The organism is Wolbachia endosymbiont (group A) of Pogonocherus hispidulus, assembly GCF_964028195.1.
GTDB lineage: Bacteria > Pseudomonadota > Alphaproteobacteria > Rickettsiales > Anaplasmataceae > Wolbachia.
The window spans coordinates 58,176-76,961 of record NZ_OZ034750.1; the positions used below are offsets into that span (position 1 = coordinate 58,176).

An 18,786-nucleotide genomic window follows, 5' to 3' on the forward strand; every position below is an offset into this window, starting at 1 on the left:
GCTAGCTACTACGGGGTTTCTTTGCCTTTTTTCCTGCTTAGTAAATTTCTTAAACACTTGCGGTGTAGGTAAGTTGCAAGTTAAAAGCAGCTAAATCGCTCTTAATCAAGCGTTTTAGAATAAAAAAACCGCCGATATTTTAGTACATAGTAAATAGCCAACCACCACGGGGCTTCTTTTGCCTTTTTTTTCGTTTGGTAAATTTCTTAATATTTATGGCTAAAAGAGCCCAAGAGAGGTGTCATTCCAGTGCTTGACACTGGAATCTAGCCTTTATTATTTGTTTGAAATTAAGTCTTCTGGATCCCAGTGTCAAGCACTGGGATGACAGGAGAAGGAGGCTACTTGCATGACACCATTCTTTTTTCTGAATCCCAGTGTCTGGGCACTGGGATGACAAAGAAATAGGCACTGGGATGACGAGAAAGGAGCACTGGAATGACATCATAGGGGCTACTTTCATGACATCATTCTTTTTCCTGGATCCAAGTAGTCAGGGCACTGGGATGACAAGAAGAGGGCACTGCCGTCATAAGGGAACCAGTGTCAGCTACTTGGGTGATACCTTTTTCTACTTAGTTTGGGTTATGCAAGAAGTCTAATAACATTTGTTGCTATTTTACCATATATCCCTTATACTATAAAGTAGAACATTATAGGTTTTAACAATGGTTAAGGAAGTTGAAGAACTAATAAAAATTGTTGGTAAGGGCAATTTATTAGAGGCTTTGTTTATTCGTTTAGGTAGCTTTCAACATGCCGATTTAGATCGTAGTATGGATCACAGAAATCACACAGATCTTTCTGCATTCATACAGAAGCAAGATGAACAATTAGATTACTATTTTAACTTAAAATTTAGTCTACAAGGGCTGTTTTTAATTTATGCTCAAGCTTATAGAGTTCTTGCAGAAAATGCTCATCTCAATACTCAAGAAGTAATTGATAAAATATATGCTGCAGTCGAAAGCGAAAAAACATCTACTACTTATAACGCACTAGGAAAATTGCTAAGAGAAATTGTAGATCAAGCAGGATTGACAGAAGATCAAAAAAAATTAAAGCTTCTTAACGTTTTAGCAAATCCAAAGAGAGACCCAATATTTGAAACAGTAGAGGATTTTGAAGATAAGGTACTTATTGATGTTAGAAAGTTGTTAAGTGAAGAAAATATATTAAACAACAAATATGACAGAGAGTTTGCTTTAAATAAATGTATTATTGATTTCTATTATTCTATTCATCAAGATATAAAAGTAGATAAAGATGTAGCATTGTTGTTTTCCATTTACTATGAAAAACTTTCACCGTTTAACAAAACAGTAAAAAGAGAAGTACTAGGGATAGATAAGAATCCGTTTATAGAGTTCTTAGCTCAAGCACTACATATGATCAAGTTATCAAGTAGAGATGGAACCATCAAATATACAATCAACCATGAGGGTGTGGATCGACAAGAGGAAGGATTGAAAATGGATGGACCTAAGTTATATCCTATAAATGCAAAAAATACCCTAGAGCAACTGTTAAAAAAACAGAGCAGTGATGAATTTGAGCAATTGGTAACGAGCCCTGAGAATATATACTACTCAGTGCCGCAAGAAGAGAATGGATGTAGGCCAAATTTCATCATCAGCAAGAAAAAAGAAAAAGACTATAAAAACACGATCTGTAAACTTATTTTAGGTATGTTTGTATTATCTGTTGGGTTATATGTTGCTGATTATTTCTTTATGGAGCAAAAATTGTTCAACTCAATAAAAGATGTTTTGCCACAAAATAACCTTACTAACCTGATAGTTGCTGCTGTGCTGACTATTGTAGTAGTATATGCTTTATTTCAACTATTGAAATCACCACAGGAACCACCACTTTCAACAGTCAATGGAATGACGAGTGAAAATTTAAAACAGTCCCATGAAAAATAAGCTTAGAACTACATAAATGTAGCAACTTAAAAGTACATATTGTATAATGCTTATTCTTAAGTTAAGAAGGTAATTTATGGATTTAAGTAAAATAACAGCGGTACCAAATGCGGTGAATGTGGTAATTGAAATAAGTGCAAATGCTGAGCCTGTAAAGTATGAATTTAATAAAGAGCTTGGGTTGTTACAAGTTGACAGATTTTTGTCTACCTCAATGACTTATCCTTGCAATTATGGGTTTATACCAAATACCTGCGCAGGTGATGGTGATCCTGTGGATGTTTTGGTGCTAACTCAATTTCCCTTAGCATCTAGTGTTTTAATACCGGTGCGTCCAATAGGCGCATTACTCACTAAAGATGAAAAAGGAGAAGATGAAAAGATATTAGCTGTGCCTGTTTCCAGTGTTGATAGCTATTATGACAATATAAAGGACTATTCTGACTTATCTAAAAACCTACTAGATAAAATTGCTCATTTCTTTTCTCATTATAAAGATCTAGAAAAGGGAAAAACGGTAGCAGTTGGAGAATGGGTTGGTATAGAAGAAGCAAAGAAAATCATTGAAAAAAGCAGAAATTAGTTTACGTTGATTTAGCCTGGAATTACAGTTATTCGGAAAAATGTTGTTGTTTTTAATGGGTAAATATTGCAATTAAAAGCATTAGACAGGCGGTAGAGGTCTTGGTATTATATAATCTTTAGGTTCTAAATTTGGAAGGGTGGCCGAGTGGCTGAAGGCGGCGGTTTGCTAAACCGTTATACGATTGAAAAGTCGTATCGAGGGTTCGAATCCCTCTCCTTCCGTATACTGTTTTTAGCACGATCTAAGCCCGCTATATTAGTATATTTTTAGCCTATTTACCAACGTACCTGATTTTGTTGCAATGGTTTTTATTTTCATTGCCACTTAGATCATTATTAAAAAGTTGGCTAGCATTGACTTAGTACTTACTATAGAATTGGTTATTAACCTTACTTATATGCATAAAATACTAATTTTACTGTTGATAGTGTTGCCACTTAGGTTGCTTGCAACCGAGATTGAAATTATTGCAGATGTAAATGGCGAGCCAATTTCAAATTTAGATATCGAAAAACGCATCAACTTTATAAATTCATTGTTTGGCACTCAAAGTGTTGATCGAAAAGAAGCAAAGCCTCAAATTCTTAGGGAGCTAATAGACGAAATTATCATTATCAATGAAGCACAGAGGCTGAATATAAAATTGAGCAACGAGGAGTTAGATAATGCTATCATATTATTTTTAACCCAAAGTTTTAAACTTAAGGCTAATGAAGTTGATCAATACATAGAGAAGCATAATATAGATCTTGGTATTTTAAGAAAACAAATAAAATGTCAGTTACTGTGGAGCAAAATTATTGAAGTAAGAATTGTGCCATTTATTAATATAAGCGATAAAGAAGTAGATGATGTAAAAAGGCAAACAGAAAAGCCGGATTATCTTATCACGTTCCAAGAGTTTATAATTCCTGATCAAAAAGACAAGGATGTTTATGGTATAGCTGAAGATTTAGTAAAAAAATTACGTAATAGTAATAACCCAGAATCTCCAATAAAGATGCGTAAAGCAACAGTTAATTTAAATCAACTGAAAGGCAAACTCAAGAACGTTTTAGAAGGATTAGAAATCAGCGACATAGCAGGTCCATTCAGTTTCAGTGAAGGTTGCTCTGTTATAAAAGTAATAGATAAAGTACAACTTAATCATGCACTGCTGGAAAGCACTTTAAAATTAAAACAGATTGTGGTTGAAGGTTCAGAAAGTTTATTGGATAATCTCAAGGAGCAAAAAGTTAATTGTTTAAATTTTGATAAATTGGCAGATAATTTTAAGTTGCCGAATGCAAAAGAATTTGAAATAAAAATGCGAGATTTAAATCCTGATTTACAGATTTTATTTAGTAAAACAAGTGTGAATGAAATAGTAGAATTAAGAGAAAATGGCACTGCAAAGTTAATGATGTTGTGTGATATCAAGAGTAATGCAGCGGATATAGAAGCAATTAAACAGCAGATGTACCAACAAAAGATTATGATACAAAGCAACTTGTTATTAGATGATATGCGTAAAAATTCAGCTGTCAGTTATCGGTATAGTTGAAGTCAGAGAGTGTCCTTGTCTCTGTCTTTGTGTGCGAAAATTACTTTATTCTATAAAATTTCAAAAAATTTGAACAAATATAGTTAAAATAGTACATGAAGAATATAATGCTAATTGGTGGTGGAGTTGGAAATGCAGTGTTATTTTCGATAGGGAAGGCATGTCTTGAAAATAATAACAAGGTTTTGTACTTCGCTGGCTATAAGAAGTTAAGTGATGTATTTAAACGAGCACTGATAGAGCGTGCATCAAATGCGGTAGTTTGGGCATGTGAAGAAGGATTGATAGAAACAAGCAGAGATCAAGATAAATCCTTTCATGGTAATATAGTTGATGCAATAGTCTCTTATCAACAAGGAAGATTAGGTATTAATTTAAACGCTATAGATAAAATTATCACTATTGGTTCTGATAAAATGATGAAAGCTGTGAATGAAGCTAGAAAAACAATTTTAAAGCCATATCTGAAGTCAAGTCACATAGCAATATCGTCAGTTAATTCTCCTATGCAGTGTATGATGAAAGAAATCTGCGCTCAGTGTGTTCAGCAACATATAAATACGGAAACAGGAGAAAGGAGTTTTGTTTATAGCTGCAGTAATCAAGACCAGGATATGGAATTTATTGACTTTGATTTTTTAAGTGAGCGCTTAAAGCAAAATAGTTTACAAGAAAAACTCACTGCAAAATGGATAGATCATGTTCAAAGATATTAAACAGCACAAAAAGGAAATAAGAGAGCAATATAGAACTATAAGAAAAGATGTTGATGAAAGTTATTCCAGTTATGCAGCAAATTCCCTTATTAATCTCTTTAATCAGAACTTAAGTTACGTTAAAGGCAAAACAATAGCGGCTTACATTCCAATGGATGGGGAAATAAACGTTATGCCTTTGATGCATAATTTACTCAATTTAGATTATAAAGTAGCAATTCCTAATAAAAATAAGTTACTAAAATTTGAGGAATGGAACAAAACAGATGAAGATGTAATTCCTGACACAATCATTACTCCTGTTATTGCTTTTGATGATCATTTTAATAGATTAGGTTTTGGCGGTGGTTGGTATGATACAATGATAGAAAAACTGCGGCCACTTGGAAAAATATTTATAGGTGTAGCCTATGAGAAACAATATTGTAAAGATTTACCTGTAGAAAAACATGATCAAAAATTGGATATTATAATCACTGAGATGTGTGTTAGGTGTGGAAGTGGATTGCTCAAGAAAGTGGATAGAAAGGAGTAGATCTCTATCTTTCCCATTCCCTCTCCAAGCCATCAGAGGGTTTTGTTTTCTCCTATGCTCGCTTGTTCAGAACTTGGACTATCTACTTGAGAATCTGGCTTCATTTCCTGAGCTTTCTCATTAACTTTTTGTTCTACCTCTTTTATGTCACTACCAATTGCCATAATTGCAGGTTGAAATTTATTTATAAGATCATCAAGTGCTTCTTGATCATCTAGATGAGTACTGAGGCCCTTTTCCAGAAGTCTGCTCATATCATCTTCTGAAAAATTTTGAATGGTTCCATCTTTTACTAATTCCTTTATGGCCATTAATTGCTCTTTGTTTTGAAGTATTTTTACCACTTCTAGCATATTAGAAAGATTGTTTTTAGTTTCATCTTCTCCAGTTTCTTCTCGCTTTTGTGCCGTACCAATTTCTATAATACGCCCAGACAAGTCATTTTTGAACTTATCAAAATTATTCTCTCTTGCTTGAATCGTAGGTAATTTATCTATTAAATCCTTATATGAACTTTTCACTGCCTTTCCTGCTTCAATCGCACCTTCTTTTATTTTTTCCCCTGCCTTTCCTATACCTATTCCTACATAACGTGCTCCAATAGCTACAAGCGCTATTAATGTAGCAAGCACAATAAGCGGAGAAAATGCTGCTCCTAATACCATTACGGCAGAAGCTATTCCAATTTTTTCATTTGCAGATGCTGATTTAAAATAGTTAACTAGATTATCCAGCGGACCTTTATTATTATTTATAACATTACTTATTGCTTGCTGATTAACAGATTGTAGTGCTTCTTCTATTATCTTTGGCTCGATATCTTCAGGCTTTAAATTTCCAAGCGCCTCTTCAATGAATTTTATAAATAATTCTTTGTTGACCTCCTTTTGCAAGCCTTGGTCATTAATTGCTAAACCTAAATCTTTGAGATTCATTTCTTTAACTTGTTCTGATAGGGCTTTAAGCAACTCCTCTTTTCCCTCTGATGGGGATTGTGCGATGCTTTCTATTATATCTGAAATAGCTTTTTTTAGTTCTTGGTAGTCAGTTTCATTATCAAAGAACTCAGCCACATTTTACTCCATTGACTATAAATATGCCTAATTATACATAATAATTATTAATTATATTATAATAAATATGAGATAATTAATATAATAACCTCTTTCCAAATATAGAATTTGTATTAAAATATCTAGATTACATGAAATTAAGGTACTTTATGGGTGGAAAAAAATTAAAAGCTGCTGTGGTTTTATCAGGGTGTGGTCACCTTGACGGTGCAGAGGTAAGAGAAGCGGTTTTAAGTTTGCTTGTGCTTGATCAGCAGGAAGTGGATGTTAAATGCTTTGCACCTGATATCAATATCACACAAGTTATGAATCATAAAACAAAAGAGGCAACAAAAGAAAAAAGGAATGTACTTGTGGAAGCAGCAAGAATCGCAAGAGGCGAAATATATGACTTAAAAGAAGCCAAAGCTGAAAATTTTGACATGCTAGTTGTACCTGGTGGATACGGGGTTGCAAAAAATTTGTCTGACTTAGCTGAGAATAAAGACATGGTGACAGTAATGCCTGAATTTGAAAGATTAGTTTCAGAATTTTTTGTTACAAAAAAGCCGATAGGAGCGATATGCATATCTCCAGCCATCATTGTTTCAATTTTAAGTAGCAAGATAGGTAAAGAAGAAAGTAAGGTTAAGGTAACTATAGGAGATGACAGAGAACAGTTGATAGAGAAGCTTGGTGGTGAACACATAAAGTGCGATACAGGGTTATCAATAGAAGACGAAGAACATAATGTATTTTCCTGTTCTGCTTATATGCGTAGCGACGAAAGTACATACTCTGTATATCAAGGGATAAAGCATATGATTGACAGCATGGTAAAAAAGATTAACAAAAAAACTAAACAACCATTCCTCTAAGATGTAGTAATTTAGACTTCCTTACACAATTAACTGTTGAATTTTACATTCCTAGCTGTATTATGGTTATATAGCTAAGAGACCTAGGTTTACTGACTATAGCGGTATGGCGTAGGGCTGCACTAGCTATATATATTTAGCTCTTTTTTTATAAACGTAAGGTATTTTATATGTCAGACCTTTTCTATATTGAAACTGTGTGTTGTGTGGACGGTCAGTGTGATGTCTATACAGGGGAAGTGAGTTTTAATGATGTCATGTCAGGCAAGTTCAGTCTAAATTCGTGCAGTGGGAAAGAAGCTATGATAAATCTAGACGTTATTACATTCGATATTAATATCGCTATCGATGGTCAAAATGGAAAGACAATAAAAAGAGACCTTAAAGGTCTTGAATTTGTAACTAAAGATGATGGTTCTTGGTATATTAATAAGGATTTTGGTAATGATAGATTTGAAGTTATAGTAAAGCAATCATAATTTTACATCTCAGGTGTAACATTTAGTATAGGTGCTATTCTATTTATAATGTTCTTTACTATAGGCGCAGCAATTATTCCCCCGGTATGGTGTATCCCTTGAGGTTCATCAATAGCAATTAGCACTATATATCTTGGGTCAAGCATGGTTAGCACTCCTATAAATGACGCTATGTTTGCATCTTTGCTATATTTACCATCTACAACTTTTTCCGCCGATCCAGTTTTTCCTCCTATTGAATATGCCTTTATTTTTGCTTTTCTGCCAGTGCCATCCGTTACTGCCGCACGTAATAATTTTCTCATTTCCCTGGAAGTTCTTCTTGAGATAATTTGCTCTCCTATACTTCTTTTATTCAATATCAAGGTTGCGTTATGAAATATCCCATTGTTGATTAATGCTGCTGCAGTTTGTGCAAGATGTATAGGAGTTACAGCTATGCCATAACCGTAAGATGCAGTTATTAAAGTGCTTTCACTCCATTTATCCGGGATTATCGGTGTAGATTTTTCTGGTATTTCTATTTTTAAAGGAGAAAATAGCTTCATAGCTTTAAAGTATTCTACTTGTTTTTCAATGCCTAATTTGACTGCAATTTTCGCTGCACCAATGTTGGATGATTTTACAAATATATCTTGCACAGTAATTTTTGGAATTTTAGATTTGTGAAAATCCTGAATTTTATACTTTCCAATGGTGATTGGTGTTGATACGTCATATAAATCGCTAGTTTTTGTAACGTTTGCATCAAGCGCTGCGGCTATTGTAAAGAATTTTAATACCGACCCCATCTCATACACCCCAAGACTGGCGCGATTAAACTTTTGTACGTCTTCTGCCTTATTCTGTAGGTTGGGGTTAAAATCAGGTAGACTGACCATCGAGATAACTTCACTATTTCTCACATTTAAAACAATTCCAACTCCGCCAAGTGCCTGATATCTGCTTACAGCTTTAGTTAGCTCTTCATGCACTATGCTTTGCACTCGTGTATCTAAGGATAGTATTATGGGCTTTTCTTGCTCATTGTTTTTACTTATATATGCCTCAACTCCTGCAATACCGTTGCCATCTATGTCAGTGTAACCAAGCACGTGTGAAAATAAATTACTGTGAGGATATATACGTTTTACATCGTTATAGAAACTTATTCCTGGCACGCCGGCATTTTTTATTACTAACAGTTCTTTTGGAGTCAAGTGCCGCTTTATCCAAGCAAATTTCTTTTTTGAAGTAAGTACTCTATATAAATTCTCGTATTCAAGATCATTCAAAATAGAACACAGTTGTGCTGCTATACTTTCCGGATTCTTTACTTTGGTTGCATCTGTATATAGTGATGTTGTGGGCACATTTGTTGCTATTACCACTCCATTTCTATCTAAAATATCAGGTTGTTTATGTACTATATTATCTTTTCTAAAATTTTCTGAAGTAGTAGGTTGATCAAATGTTAAAGAGAATATGCGAAAAATAATTATTATATAAAACGTAAATAATGGTACTATAAAACACAGTGAGCGGAGCTTATTTTTAAGTAATGCTTGCATATTTACTTGATTTGACAAAAATGGAAATCATCTTAGCTGAGCCGCGAGGTTTTTGTGCCGGGGTAAAAAGAGCTGTGGACATATTAGCTATTACTTTAGAAAAGTACAAAAACAAGTGCCAAGTTTATGTGCTACACGAAATTGTTCACAATAAATATATAGTAGAGGACTTTAAGAGACAAGGAGTGGTTTTTGTGAACAGTATCGAGGAAATTGAAGATAATGGAGGAATACTGATCTTCAGCGCGCACGGAGTATCAAAAAATATAGAAGATGAGGCAAAAAGAAAGGGTATTCAAGTGATTGATGCAACATGTCCTTTAGTCAGCAAAGTGCATAAAGAGGCAAAAAGGTATGAAAACGGTGGTAAAGAATTAATTCTCATTGGGCATGAAAACCATCCAGAAGTTAAGGGAATTAGAGGAAGAGTAAATAATCCTATCATTTTAGTGCAAACTGTGCAGGACGTACGCAATTTAAAAGTTAAAGATCCAGATAATTTATCTTATGTTACGCAAACCACATTAAGCATCGACGATACACGTGAAATTATTGCTGCTCTGAAGCTCAGGTTTCCAAGCATAACAGGTCCAGATTTAAAGGACATATGCTATGCAACGCAAAACAGACAAAATGCTATTAAAAAGCTAGCTGAAATTGTAGACATGGTGTTAGTTGTAGGAAGTAAAAATAGCTCAAATTCAAACCGCTTATTAGATCTGTGCACTGCCAGAGGAAAAAGAGCCTACTTGATTGATAATTACAGCTGTGTGAATAAAAGCTGGTTTCATGGCGTAGAAAAGATAGGAATCACTGCAGGTGCTTCCGCTCCTGACATATTGGTTGATGAATTAATGGACTACCTAAAAGTAAACCTGAGTGTAAAAATTTCAGTTATGCCAGGTGGTATTATTGAAAATGTTCAGTTTAAAATACCGAATCTGGTTTAAAACACAACTTATCTACTAAGCTTCTCTTGAAATTACTGGGAGCACACAAATCAGCATCTATAGCTAAGACGTCATACCGCGATTCATTAGACTTCTTGCATAACCTTATAACAAACTTTTATTGGGAATAGAAACGAAAAACTTACTTGACAAACTCCGCCAGCCCCCTTATCATGAAACTGAAGGTATTCAGTTATCTTCATCTGTGCAGATTAAACAGCAAGAAAACAACGTAGTTGGCGTCTTATTTTTAATTTTTTGCACTATGTGCACCTTATGTCTTCACAATATTTCTAGGTTTTTACCTATATAAGCTGAAACGCGCTTATAAGTCGTTTAAGACAGTATAGTACGCCAATTTGAAGGATTAGAGAGTGAACACTAATTACCACGGGATTTCTTTTGCCTTTTTTTCTGCTTAGTAAATTTCTTAAACATTTGAGATAAGGTGAGTTGCATTTAAAAGCAGCTAAATTGCAGTGTTTAAGGCTTAAAAAACGCCAATACTGAAAATAGACAATGACCAGGGCTTCTTTTGCCTTTTTTTTCGTTTGGTAAATTTCTTAATGTTTGTAGCTAACATGAACAAACATTTGAGAGTAACTTCCGCTAGTAGGGTGTCATCCCAGTGCTTGACACTGGGATCCAGCTTTCTTTATAAATTCACCAAAAGTGCTTCATTCTATAACGCAAAACCCATACTCACCAAACCCAATGCATTACTTGCAATTAAGTTTCCTGGATCCCAGTGTCTGGGCACTGGGATGACAGGAGAAGGTACTAGCCTGACAACCGTCATCCCGCTATGTGTTAGCGGGATCTAGAGATACCGCGAATGAATCGCGGTATGACGTAGGACTGCTGTCATTCCAGTACTCCTTTTTTTGTCATCCCAGTGCTTGACACTGGGATCCAGTTTTCCATATAATCTCATCGAAAACGTTGTATTTTAACGTAAAACATCTATTTTTATGCTTACCAACTTAATAAAATTCCTGGATCCCAGTGTCTGGGCACTGGGATGACACCATTCTTTTTTCTGGATTCCAGACTGGAATGACACCGTCTTGGATGGAAACCAGTGTCAGCTACTTTCATGACACCATCATAAGGTGAAACTGGATCCCAGTATCTGGGCACTGGGATGACAGGAGAAGGGGCTACTGCCGTCATAAAGGAACCAGTGTCAGCTACTCGGATGATACCTTTTTCTACTTAATTTGGGTTATGCAAGAAGTCTATTCGCGGTATCTCAGCATAGATTCCGCTAACACGTAGCGGGATGACGGTTGTCGGTAAATCTAAGTCAGTTTAGCTATATGCTTTTAATTCCCCCAAAAGGAGAATTAAATATGTGAAGTTCTAGTTGATATGATTTAATGAATGGTTAGTTTAAATTACTAATTTATTTAAGAGATTTTAATAATATTTAACCCACTCGCTTTTCTATTTTCCATATCGCGATGAGCTTGAATTATTTCATCAAATTTATATTTTTTATTGATCCGTACAGTTAAAAGTTTTTTTCTTATCATCTCGAAGATTTCCATTGTGGTAAGCACTAATGTGAATCTATCATGCTTATAATGGTATATTGAGGTTCCAGTTGCAAATAACGAACGTGAACTAAGTAAAGAAAAACTAATAGGAGCGTTACCTGATATCTGCCCATAGGAAACGTATATGCCGAACCTGCCTAAAGATTCAAAAGAAAGCTTGCTTGTAGCGTAACCTATAGGGTCATACACTGCACCTACTCCTCTGTTTTGCGTAATCTCCATAACTTTAGAAACGAAGTCTTTATCATTGTAGTTTATTGCGTATGTGCAGCCACTTTGTAAAGCTATCTTCATTTTTTCATCAGAGCTTACAGAACCTATCACTACACCTTTTTTATCCTTTGCCCATTGGCATATTATTTGTCCTAAACCACCATTAGCCCCATGAACTAGCACGAAAGCACCAGACCTAATTTTATAAGATTGATTAACTAAATAGTGAGCTGTCATACCTTTAAACAGCACTGCAGCAGCAACTTCATCAGATATGTTATCTGGAATTTTTATCAGATATTTTTGGTGTATAACGCGCTTTTCACAATATGCCCCTGGAGGAGCTGTGCAATATCCAACTCTGTCTCCAACTTTGAATCCATCACTGATTTTTTTACCAAGCTTTTCAATCACTCCCACTGCTTCCACTCCAAGCACTGATGGTAAATTTTTAATTTTGCGCGTACCTTTTCTGTGCTCTAAATCATAACGATTTAAGCCGATAGTTGTGTGACGCACTAAGACTTCCTCGCCTTTTGGCTCACCTATGCTCTTATCTACAAACTCTAATACTTCTGGTCCCCCAGTTTTTTTTATTTGTATAGCTCTAACCATGATGAATGTAAGATAAAAACTTTAATTATGTTATCTAACAATTAATATTTTGCAAAGTTATTGTTTCCACAATCAATAGACTTCTTGCGTTACCTCTTGTCATCCCAGTGCGTGACACTGCTCTCCTTTGTCATCCCAGTGCCCAGACACTGGGATCCAGGAATTTTATTAAGTTGGTGAGCATAAAAATAGCTGTTTTACGTTAAAATACAATGTTTTTGATGATTATGGAAAGGCTGGATTCCAGTGTCAAGCACTGGAATGACACTATTTGTTGTAAACTCACTTTTTCTTGATTTTTTGGTTTATCTCGTCTACCTATTTTGCCACTTTGCTGAACGGATACACAACACACTCCTTCCAGCTCATGCTGCTTGGATGACAGTAGGAAAAAGTTTATTACTTAAGCTTAAAAAACGTGTATGATAGTGTTATTTCGCCCAAATCTTTTGTATTACTATCAAGCATTATCTCAGGATCTATATAGAAAGATACAGGCATAGCAGCTTTTTGTTTTGGTAGCAACATTTGTTCTTCAAAACAAAAGCATGCAACTTTATTAAAATACTTACCTGCTTTAAAAGGCGTAACATTATACACTGCCATACCAAATGAAGGCTGATCAGATAGATTTTTTGCGTAATAAAAAGCTAAACTTTGTTCTCCTATGTTTACGTCAACGTAGTTAGTTTCTGATTTAAACTCCCAAGGTAGATCGGACATTATATCAGCATTGAAGTGGACCCTGATTTTTTGGTCAATTGCACTTATTGTCGTGTTAGTCACTTTTCTCGTTGTGCCACCATATCCAGTGGCTTTACAAAAAATGCTATATAGAGGCACCGATGCATATGCAAGACATAACATCAACACGACTAAAGATATTAAAAAGAAAACTATAGAATTCTTACTGCCTTTCCTTAAAAAGGAAAACATCTAATCTCTATTATTAAATAAATTAAGTAACCTGAGTAGATTGAGAAATATGTTAATAAAGTCAAAATAAAGACTGGTTGCACCCAGTATTGCCAATTTAGTAGTAGCGACTTCTGATCCGTCGTTATATTTATAATAAACGTCCTTGATTCTTTGAGCATCATACGCAGTCATTAAGGTAAATACTATTACTGATATGAACGATATTGCAAAGTAGAGAGGACTACTTCCAAGGAATAAATTTACTATGGATGCTATAATTATCCCCAAGACTCCCATAATCAAGAAAGAGCCCATACTTGTAAGATCTCTTTTTGTGGTATTACCATATAAAGCCATAGAGCCAAACATGATTGATGTAATGAAAAACGCCCTTGCTATATTTTCTGCAGTATAAACTATGAAAACATAAGATAGGGAAAGCCCCATTAAGACTGAAAATAAGAAAAACATAGTGACTGTAGACTGAGCACTTAGGTGTTGAATCCTATAAGACATGTAGAACACTAACGCGACCGGAGATAACATTACCACAAGCGATAGGACGGGATTAGAATGAATTACCTGAAAAAGACCAGAAAATACCGTTAGAAATGCAACAAGCCCTGTAACGCCTAAAGCTAAAGCCATGTAGTTATATACTTTAGTTAGGTAACTTCTAAGCCCAGCACTATAATAAGCGCCTTGAGAGCGAATATCCTGTTCATTTCTCATGTAAGACATAATATAACTCCTTTTGTCCATTATTTAACACATTATAATATAAAACCACATTTTTATCAAGTATTTTTATTATAAACAGCTATGCGCTGGCATTTGTTTTAATATAAATAGAATATAGGCCTATTGCTGCTGCATTTGAAACATTTAAGCTGTCAATTACGTTTGACATTGGTATTTTTAAAAGATAATCACAATTTTCTTTAACTAACCTTCGCATTCCTTTCTCTTCGGAACCAAAAATAATTACTCTTTTTTTCTCAAAGCTCTTTATTTCATCTATGTTCTCTTTAGCATTGCAATCAAACCCGTAACACCAGTAGCCGACCTTTTTTAAATACTGCATAGTTTTTACTATATTTGTAACGTATATTAGCGGAACAATATCCAATGCTCCACTTGCTGCTTTTGCAATAGATGCATTTTCACTCGGTGAGTGGTTATGTGGTAAAACCAATGCGTTGACATTAAAACAAGCTGAAGTTCTTAAAATTGACCCAATATTGTGCGTGTCAGTGACTTGATCTAAAATGACTATAGTAGAGCTGTCGTTTGAGCTTTCAGCTACTTCTTCGATGCTTAAGTTATAAAGAATAGGGGCAACATTTAAAGCAATTCCTTGATGGTTAGCACCTTTAGATAAAACGTCATTAAGTATTTTGTTTTCTACTAATCGAACTTTAATGCCCTTACTATTTGCACATTGCCTAATTTCTTTTTCGTGTTCTCTATAGAAATTTTCTGTTACTAACAGTTCTATACACCGCCTATTTTTATTCTTCAGTGCTGACATGCAGGTGTGCTTTCCATACAGCCAAAAATTCTCATTAGTTTTTGACGATTTCATCGTATTATCGAAAGTCGGGTTTTTATAGAATAAGCAACATTTTACTATGTTTGGATATTGTTGTAAAATTATACAATTCGATTAATGCGTTTATGTCGGACGATGAGTTGGATTGGCAAAAAAATGTTAAGCCAATAGAATGTGGAAAAGTTACTTTGAAAGTTGATCATAAAGTAAATATAAAGTCTATGGTTGATAAAGGTACCTCTGACTTACAAAGGAATTTTCTTAATACCAATAATGGTAACTCATCATTTTGTCTTGACCAAAACACAAAATCAAAAGTTGATAGGGGTAAATATTTTATAAGCGATAAGCTCGATTTGCACGGCTATAGTATAGAGGATGCTTACTGTAAATTGATAGATTTTATTATCAAAAATTATCGAGCAGGAAATAGATGTTTATTGGTAATTACGGGATACGGCAGTGCAACAAATAAAACAGACACTATAAAGAATAACTTAAATAAGTGGTTAAATGATACTAAAATCCAGCATATGGTTCTATACTACCAGCAAGCTACGAAAAAACATGGTGGTAAAGGGGCTTTTTATGTTTTATTAAGAAGGAATAAAAACCTTGAGTCCTGATACTTAAAATTCCTTTTAAGCCTTAATTTTTCTTGTATAACCATATAAAAATCAGTGTTCGGCAGCGCGTGACGCACAATTGTACAAACATTGTAGCCGTTATTCAAGTAGCCCGCAGAAACGAAAAAACTTACTTGACAAACTCCGCCAGTCCCCTTATCATGAGACTGAAGCTATTTATTTATCTTCTCTGTACAGATTAAATGACAAAAAAACTCACGTATCTGGCGTATCATGTTTAATTTTTTGCACTATGTGCACCTTATGTCTTTATAAAATTTCTACCTACATAAGCTGAAACGCGCTTATAAAGCGTTTAAAACATAAAAAAACGCCAACTTAAAAAATGGATAGTGAATAACTAGCTACCCTAGGGTTTCTTTTGCCTTTTTTTCTGTTTAGTAAATTTCTTAACGTTTATAATTTAGGTTAGTTGCATTTAAAAGCAGCTGAATCGCGGTTATTAAGTGTTTAGAATAAAAAAACGCCATACTTGAAAGTATAATGTAAGTAACTAGCCAACCACGGGGCTTCTTTTGCCTTTTTTTTTATTTGGTAAATTTCTTAAATATTTATGGCTAACATGAACTGGGCAGGAAGGTGTCATTCCAGTGCTCCTTTTTTTGTCATCCCAGTGCCCAGACACTGGGATCCAGTTCTTATTGTACATTCACCTAGTATGCTCATTTAAAGTTAAGTTTTCTGGATCCAAGTAGTCTGGGCACTGGAATGACACCATTCTTTTTTCTGGATTCCAGACTGGAATGACACCGTCTTGGATGGAAACCAGTGTCAGCTACTTTCATGACACCATCATAAGGTGAAACTGGATCCCAGTGTCTGGGCACTGGGATGACAGGAGAAGGTACTAAGATGACACCCTGACAACCGTCATCCCGCTACGTGTTAGCGGCTAAGAGATACCGTGACGGTATGACAAGGGAGAACAGTTGATATTCCGCTACTTGTTAGCGGGATCTAGAGATACCGCGGCGGTATGACGTAGGACTGCTGTCATTCCAGTGCTTGGCACTGGAATGACACGTCATAAAGGAACCAGTGTCAGCTACTTGGATGATACCTTTTTTCTACTTAGTTTGGGTTATGCAAGAAGTCTATTTACTTCTTAACTTGACGCACATGATGTCTCGCAGCATCATCTACTGCTTCTAAATAAACCATCGCCAAACATATACCACTGTGTACTTCTATGGATACCTTATTGCCTAAACTTCGATTAAAGCAAGAATTCTTTCCCGGAAAAGCAAGGTTGCTAAGACGCAGTTCCCATTTTAATCCTTTGGTTGATATTTGAGCTTTGGGTATACCAAGCAAAGATATTTTAGTATTTTTTGATAAAGAAAAAAAATGGGTAGTACCTTTTTGTAAGGTATAACCTACCATGGGAGGTGAAGGTGTGTAAAAGATACTACCTGTACTTAGAAAAACGTTAATATTTTGTAGTATATGATCAATTGCTCCTCCAGTAATACCCGTTACTATTGATGGCAATAACTTTACTGTTTTTAAGTGAGCCATTGCTTTAGAAAAGTCGCAATAATCTTGATCAGGTAGATATATCGTATTCAAATTAGCACGTAAATCCGGATTTACACTATCCAAATCTCCTACTACAAGATCAGGTTTTACGCCAATTGATAGAAGCTTGTTTGCTCCTCCATCTACAGCAATAATAGGTATATCTCGTTTAAAAAACGATGAGCTCGGTATTTCTCCATTTAGCACTACAATAGAACGGTATTGTTGTTGTGTACTGCAGTGCAGCACATGATCATGGTGCAGGTTTTGCATCGTAGTAACATTTTTGAATAATTGACATTATGCTAATCACTAATCCAGCAATATTGCTAAGCACCACAAAAATTGAGCTCTGGTAAAGACCATAGCCAATCCAAGACAATGAACAAATAAGATAGTTTACTAACATTAGCATCGATACATCACGAGTAACTTTAGTGATATATGCTTTATATACTTGAGGTGATAATCCAATTAGAGATGCAATTAACGCAATGAAGCCGAAGCATTCTTCAATATTTATATACATACATTTTCCTACGCTTGCTTTAACAATATCAGGTTCAAAGGGTTGTACTTTATGTACTCTCAGCTTTTCTAGAGCACCCCTAATGCGTGTAATTTATAACATCATTTAGTCTATTAATCAAGAAATTAATAGTGACTTGCATTCATGAAACCCAATCGGCTTCTATGCTAATTATTATCCAAACTAATCGTCGGTTGTGCATCTTGCTCAGAGATTAGGGCAACCAACAAATTATTTATCAATTGAACCTTTTGCTTGCCATCTAATTGTAAGCTTTTGTTTTTTTCAAAATGAGCTATTACTTCCTCGACAATTCCTATTGCATTTTGCACTATATGCCTTCTTGCCGAAGTGATAGCATGTGCTTGTTGACGCCTTAACATTGCTTGTGCAATCTCGGACGAATACGCCAAATGCGATATTCTTGCTTCTGTAATCTCAATTCCTGCAATATCTAATCTTTGTTGTAACATTGACCGCAATTCATCTGAAATTTTATCAGAATTTTTACGTAAAGATTCCTCATCGCTTTCGCTATCATACGGATAATTGCTTGCTAATTCTCTTATTACTGAGTCACTTTGTACAAAAACAAATTCGTGATAGTTGTTAACATTATAATACGCCTTTGCAGGGCTGTTTACTCTCCAAACAATTACTGCAGAAATCTCTATTGGACTTCCATTTGCATCATTCACTTTTATTTTTTCTGTGTTGATATTTTGAAATTTTAGGGAAACTATATATTTGCTTGAAAAGGGAAGCGTTACACATATTCCAGACTTAAAATAAGTTCCAATATAATGACCAAAAAACTCTATCACTCTTGCTTCATTAGGGTCATTAATAAAAAATCCTTGAAGAAAAGTCAAAATTGAAACAGCAGCAACTCCAAGCGCAATTGTGCTGTCATATGCCAAAAAAAGCAGCGATAAAATTAATCCTAGCGCTATTAGTACAGGAAAAAACCGGAGTTGACTTAAATTTCTATCGTTTATCGTATTCTTATCCATATTGT

At 34.9% G+C, this 18,786-nt stretch carries 24 protein-coding genes, 1 tRNA gene and 1 riboswitch; of the genes, 12 read left to right on the plus strand and 13 right to left on the minus strand.

The window, feature by feature from the left end:
* Nucleotides 1–241: 241 nt before the first annotated feature.
* The gene (locus tag ABWU58_RS00240) at nucleotides 242–463 is read right to left on the minus strand and encodes a hypothetical protein (protein ID WP_353283225.1); all 222 of its coding nucleotides are present in this window, start codon (nucleotides 461–463) and stop codon (nucleotides 242–244) included.
* Here ABWU58_RS00240 and ABWU58_RS00245 point away from each other — a divergent pair.
* The 7 genes from ABWU58_RS00245 to ABWU58_RS00275 all read left to right on the plus strand — a co-directional run bounded on the left by ABWU58_RS00245 (nucleotide 462) and on the right by ABWU58_RS00275 (nucleotide 5,308).
* Nucleotides 462–602, plus strand: coding sequence for a hypothetical protein (locus ABWU58_RS00245; protein ID WP_353283226.1), 141 nt, complete (start codon nucleotides 462–464; stop codon nucleotides 600–602). The genes ABWU58_RS00240 and ABWU58_RS00245 overlap by 2 nt on opposite strands.
* A gap of 66 nt (nucleotides 603–668) precedes the next feature.
* Nucleotides 669–1,928 carry a hypothetical protein gene (locus tag ABWU58_RS00250; RefSeq protein WP_353283227.1) on the plus strand — a complete coding sequence of 420 codons (1,260 nt, stop codon included), beginning with the start codon at nucleotides 669–671 and terminating at the stop codon, nucleotides 1,926–1,928.
* A 76-nt stretch (nucleotides 1,929–2,004) separates the two neighbouring features.
* Entirely contained in the window at nucleotides 2,005–2,511 is a 507-nt protein-coding gene (ppa, locus tag ABWU58_RS00255; protein WP_353283228.1) for an inorganic diphosphatase, read from the plus strand.
* Nucleotides 2,512–2,644: 133 nt separating this feature from the next.
* Nucleotides 2,645–2,735, plus strand: a tRNA-Ser gene (locus tag ABWU58_RS00260).
* 176 nt (nucleotides 2,736–2,911) lie between these two features.
* Nucleotides 2,912–4,057 (plus strand): SurA N-terminal domain-containing protein, encoded by a 1,146-nt coding sequence (locus ABWU58_RS00265; RefSeq protein ID WP_353283229.1) that lies wholly within the window; start codon nucleotides 2,912–2,914, stop codon nucleotides 4,055–4,057.
* Between the two features lie 95 nt (nucleotides 4,058–4,152).
* Nucleotides 4,153–4,773, plus strand: a complete 621-nt coding sequence (locus ABWU58_RS00270) for an oxidoreductase (protein ID WP_353283230.1) — start codon at nucleotides 4,153–4,155, stop codon at nucleotides 4,771–4,773.
* Nucleotides 4,757–5,308, plus strand: a complete 552-nt coding sequence (locus tag ABWU58_RS00275; RefSeq protein ID WP_353283231.1) for a 5-formyltetrahydrofolate cyclo-ligase — start codon at nucleotides 4,757–4,759, stop codon at nucleotides 5,306–5,308. The genes ABWU58_RS00270 and ABWU58_RS00275 overlap by 17 nt, the downstream gene beginning before the upstream one ends.
* A gap of 32 nt (nucleotides 5,309–5,340) precedes the next feature.
* Here ABWU58_RS00275 and ABWU58_RS00280 read toward each other — a convergent pair whose 3' ends face one another.
* Entirely contained in the window at nucleotides 5,341–6,381 is a 1,041-nt protein-coding gene (locus ABWU58_RS00280; protein WP_353283232.1) for a hypothetical protein, read from the minus strand.
* Between the two features lie 149 nt (nucleotides 6,382–6,530).
* On the opposite strand from ABWU58_RS00280, the gene elbB reads away from it, so the two are divergent.
* Both elbB and ABWU58_RS00290 read left to right on the plus strand, forming a co-directional pair.
* The gene (gene elbB, locus ABWU58_RS00285) at nucleotides 6,531–7,238 is read left to right on the plus strand and encodes an isoprenoid biosynthesis glyoxalase ElbB (RefSeq protein WP_353283233.1); all 708 of its coding nucleotides are present in this window, start codon (nucleotides 6,531–6,533) and stop codon (nucleotides 7,236–7,238) included.
* A gap of 170 nt (nucleotides 7,239–7,408) precedes the next feature.
* Nucleotides 7,409–7,717, plus strand: a complete 309-nt coding sequence (locus ABWU58_RS00290; RefSeq protein WP_353283234.1) for a hypothetical protein — start codon at nucleotides 7,409–7,411, stop codon at nucleotides 7,715–7,717.
* A gap of 2 nt (nucleotides 7,718–7,719) precedes the next feature.
* Here ABWU58_RS00290 and ABWU58_RS00295 read toward each other — a convergent pair whose 3' ends face one another.
* Nucleotides 7,720–9,267: a peptidoglycan D,D-transpeptidase FtsI family protein gene (locus tag ABWU58_RS00295; RefSeq protein ID WP_353283235.1), complete on the minus strand. Its 1,548-nt coding sequence runs from the start codon at nucleotides 9,265–9,267 to the stop codon at nucleotides 7,720–7,722.
* A 20-nt stretch (nucleotides 9,268–9,287) separates the two neighbouring features.
* Here ABWU58_RS00295 and ispH point away from each other — a divergent pair, with 20 nt between their 5' ends.
* Both ispH and ABWU58_RS08095 read left to right on the plus strand, forming a co-directional pair.
* The gene (gene ispH / locus ABWU58_RS00300) at nucleotides 9,288–10,217 is read left to right on the plus strand and encodes a 4-hydroxy-3-methylbut-2-enyl diphosphate reductase (RefSeq protein ID WP_353283749.1); all 930 of its coding nucleotides are present in this window, start codon (nucleotides 9,288–9,290) and stop codon (nucleotides 10,215–10,217) included.
* 581 nt (nucleotides 10,218–10,798) lie between these two features.
* Entirely contained in the window at nucleotides 10,799–11,041 is a 243-nt protein-coding gene (locus ABWU58_RS08095; RefSeq protein WP_410542043.1) for a hypothetical protein, read from the plus strand.
* 151 nt (nucleotides 11,042–11,192) lie between these two features.
* Here ABWU58_RS08095 and ABWU58_RS00315 read toward each other — a convergent pair whose 3' ends face one another.
* The 6 genes from ABWU58_RS00315 to rlmB form a co-directional block, all read right to left on the minus strand.
* Nucleotides 11,193–11,390 (minus strand): hypothetical protein, encoded by a 198-nt coding sequence (locus ABWU58_RS00315; RefSeq protein WP_264688032.1) that lies wholly within the window; start codon nucleotides 11,388–11,390, stop codon nucleotides 11,193–11,195.
* Nucleotides 11,391–11,626: 236 nt separating this feature from the next.
* The gene (locus ABWU58_RS00320; protein ID WP_353283236.1) at nucleotides 11,627–12,604 is read right to left on the minus strand and encodes a quinone oxidoreductase family protein; all 978 of its coding nucleotides are present in this window, start codon (nucleotides 12,602–12,604) and stop codon (nucleotides 11,627–11,629) included.
* 202 nt (nucleotides 12,605–12,806) lie between these two features.
* The gene (locus tag ABWU58_RS00325) at nucleotides 12,807–12,959 is read right to left on the minus strand and encodes a hypothetical protein (RefSeq protein WP_353283237.1); all 153 of its coding nucleotides are present in this window, start codon (nucleotides 12,957–12,959) and stop codon (nucleotides 12,807–12,809) included.
* Between the two features lie 44 nt (nucleotides 12,960–13,003).
* Nucleotides 13,004–13,540 carry a cytochrome c oxidase assembly protein gene (locus tag ABWU58_RS00330; RefSeq protein ID WP_353283238.1) on the minus strand — a complete coding sequence of 179 codons (537 nt, stop codon included), beginning with the start codon at nucleotides 13,538–13,540 and terminating at the stop codon, nucleotides 13,004–13,006.
* Nucleotides 13,541–14,263, minus strand: coding sequence for a Bax inhibitor-1/YccA family protein (locus ABWU58_RS00335; protein WP_353283239.1), 723 nt, complete (start codon nucleotides 14,261–14,263; stop codon nucleotides 13,541–13,543).
* A 79-nt stretch (nucleotides 14,264–14,342) separates the two neighbouring features.
* Nucleotides 14,343–15,107, minus strand: a complete 765-nt coding sequence (gene rlmB / locus ABWU58_RS00340) for a 23S rRNA (guanosine(2251)-2'-O)-methyltransferase RlmB (RefSeq protein WP_353283240.1) — start codon at nucleotides 15,105–15,107, stop codon at nucleotides 14,343–14,345.
* Between the two features lie 92 nt (nucleotides 15,108–15,199).
* Here rlmB and ABWU58_RS00345 point away from each other — a divergent pair, with 92 nt between their 5' ends.
* Entirely contained in the window at nucleotides 15,200–15,700 is a 501-nt protein-coding gene (locus tag ABWU58_RS00345; RefSeq protein ID WP_353283241.1) for a Smr/MutS family protein, read from the plus strand.
* A gap of 514 nt (nucleotides 15,701–16,214) precedes the next feature.
* On the opposite strand, the gene ABWU58_RS00350 is transcribed toward ABWU58_RS00345, so the two are convergent.
* From ABWU58_RS00350 to ABWU58_RS00365, 4 genes are all read right to left on the minus strand, one after another.
* A complete protein-coding gene (locus tag ABWU58_RS00350) occupies nucleotides 16,215–16,370 on the minus strand; it encodes a hypothetical protein (RefSeq protein WP_353283242.1) in 156 nt (51 codons plus the stop codon).
* A gap of 449 nt (nucleotides 16,371–16,819) precedes the next feature.
* Complete coding sequence (locus ABWU58_RS00355; protein WP_353283243.1) at nucleotides 16,820–17,512, minus strand: thiamine diphosphokinase; 693 nt, start codon at nucleotides 17,510–17,512, stop codon at nucleotides 16,820–16,822.
* Nucleotides 17,493–17,768, minus strand: a complete 276-nt coding sequence (locus ABWU58_RS00360) for a SemiSWEET family sugar transporter (protein WP_353283244.1) — start codon at nucleotides 17,766–17,768, stop codon at nucleotides 17,493–17,495. The genes ABWU58_RS00355 and ABWU58_RS00360 overlap by 20 nt, the downstream gene beginning before the upstream one ends.
* A riboswitch (TPP riboswitch) is annotated at nucleotides 17,757–17,859 on the minus strand. It overlaps the preceding gene by 12 nt.
* Nucleotides 17,860–17,935: 76 nt before the next feature.
* Nucleotides 17,936–18,781, minus strand: a complete 846-nt coding sequence (locus ABWU58_RS00365; protein WP_353278223.1) for an SPFH domain-containing protein — start codon at nucleotides 18,779–18,781, stop codon at nucleotides 17,936–17,938.
* Nucleotides 18,782–18,786: the final 5 nt, after the last annotated feature.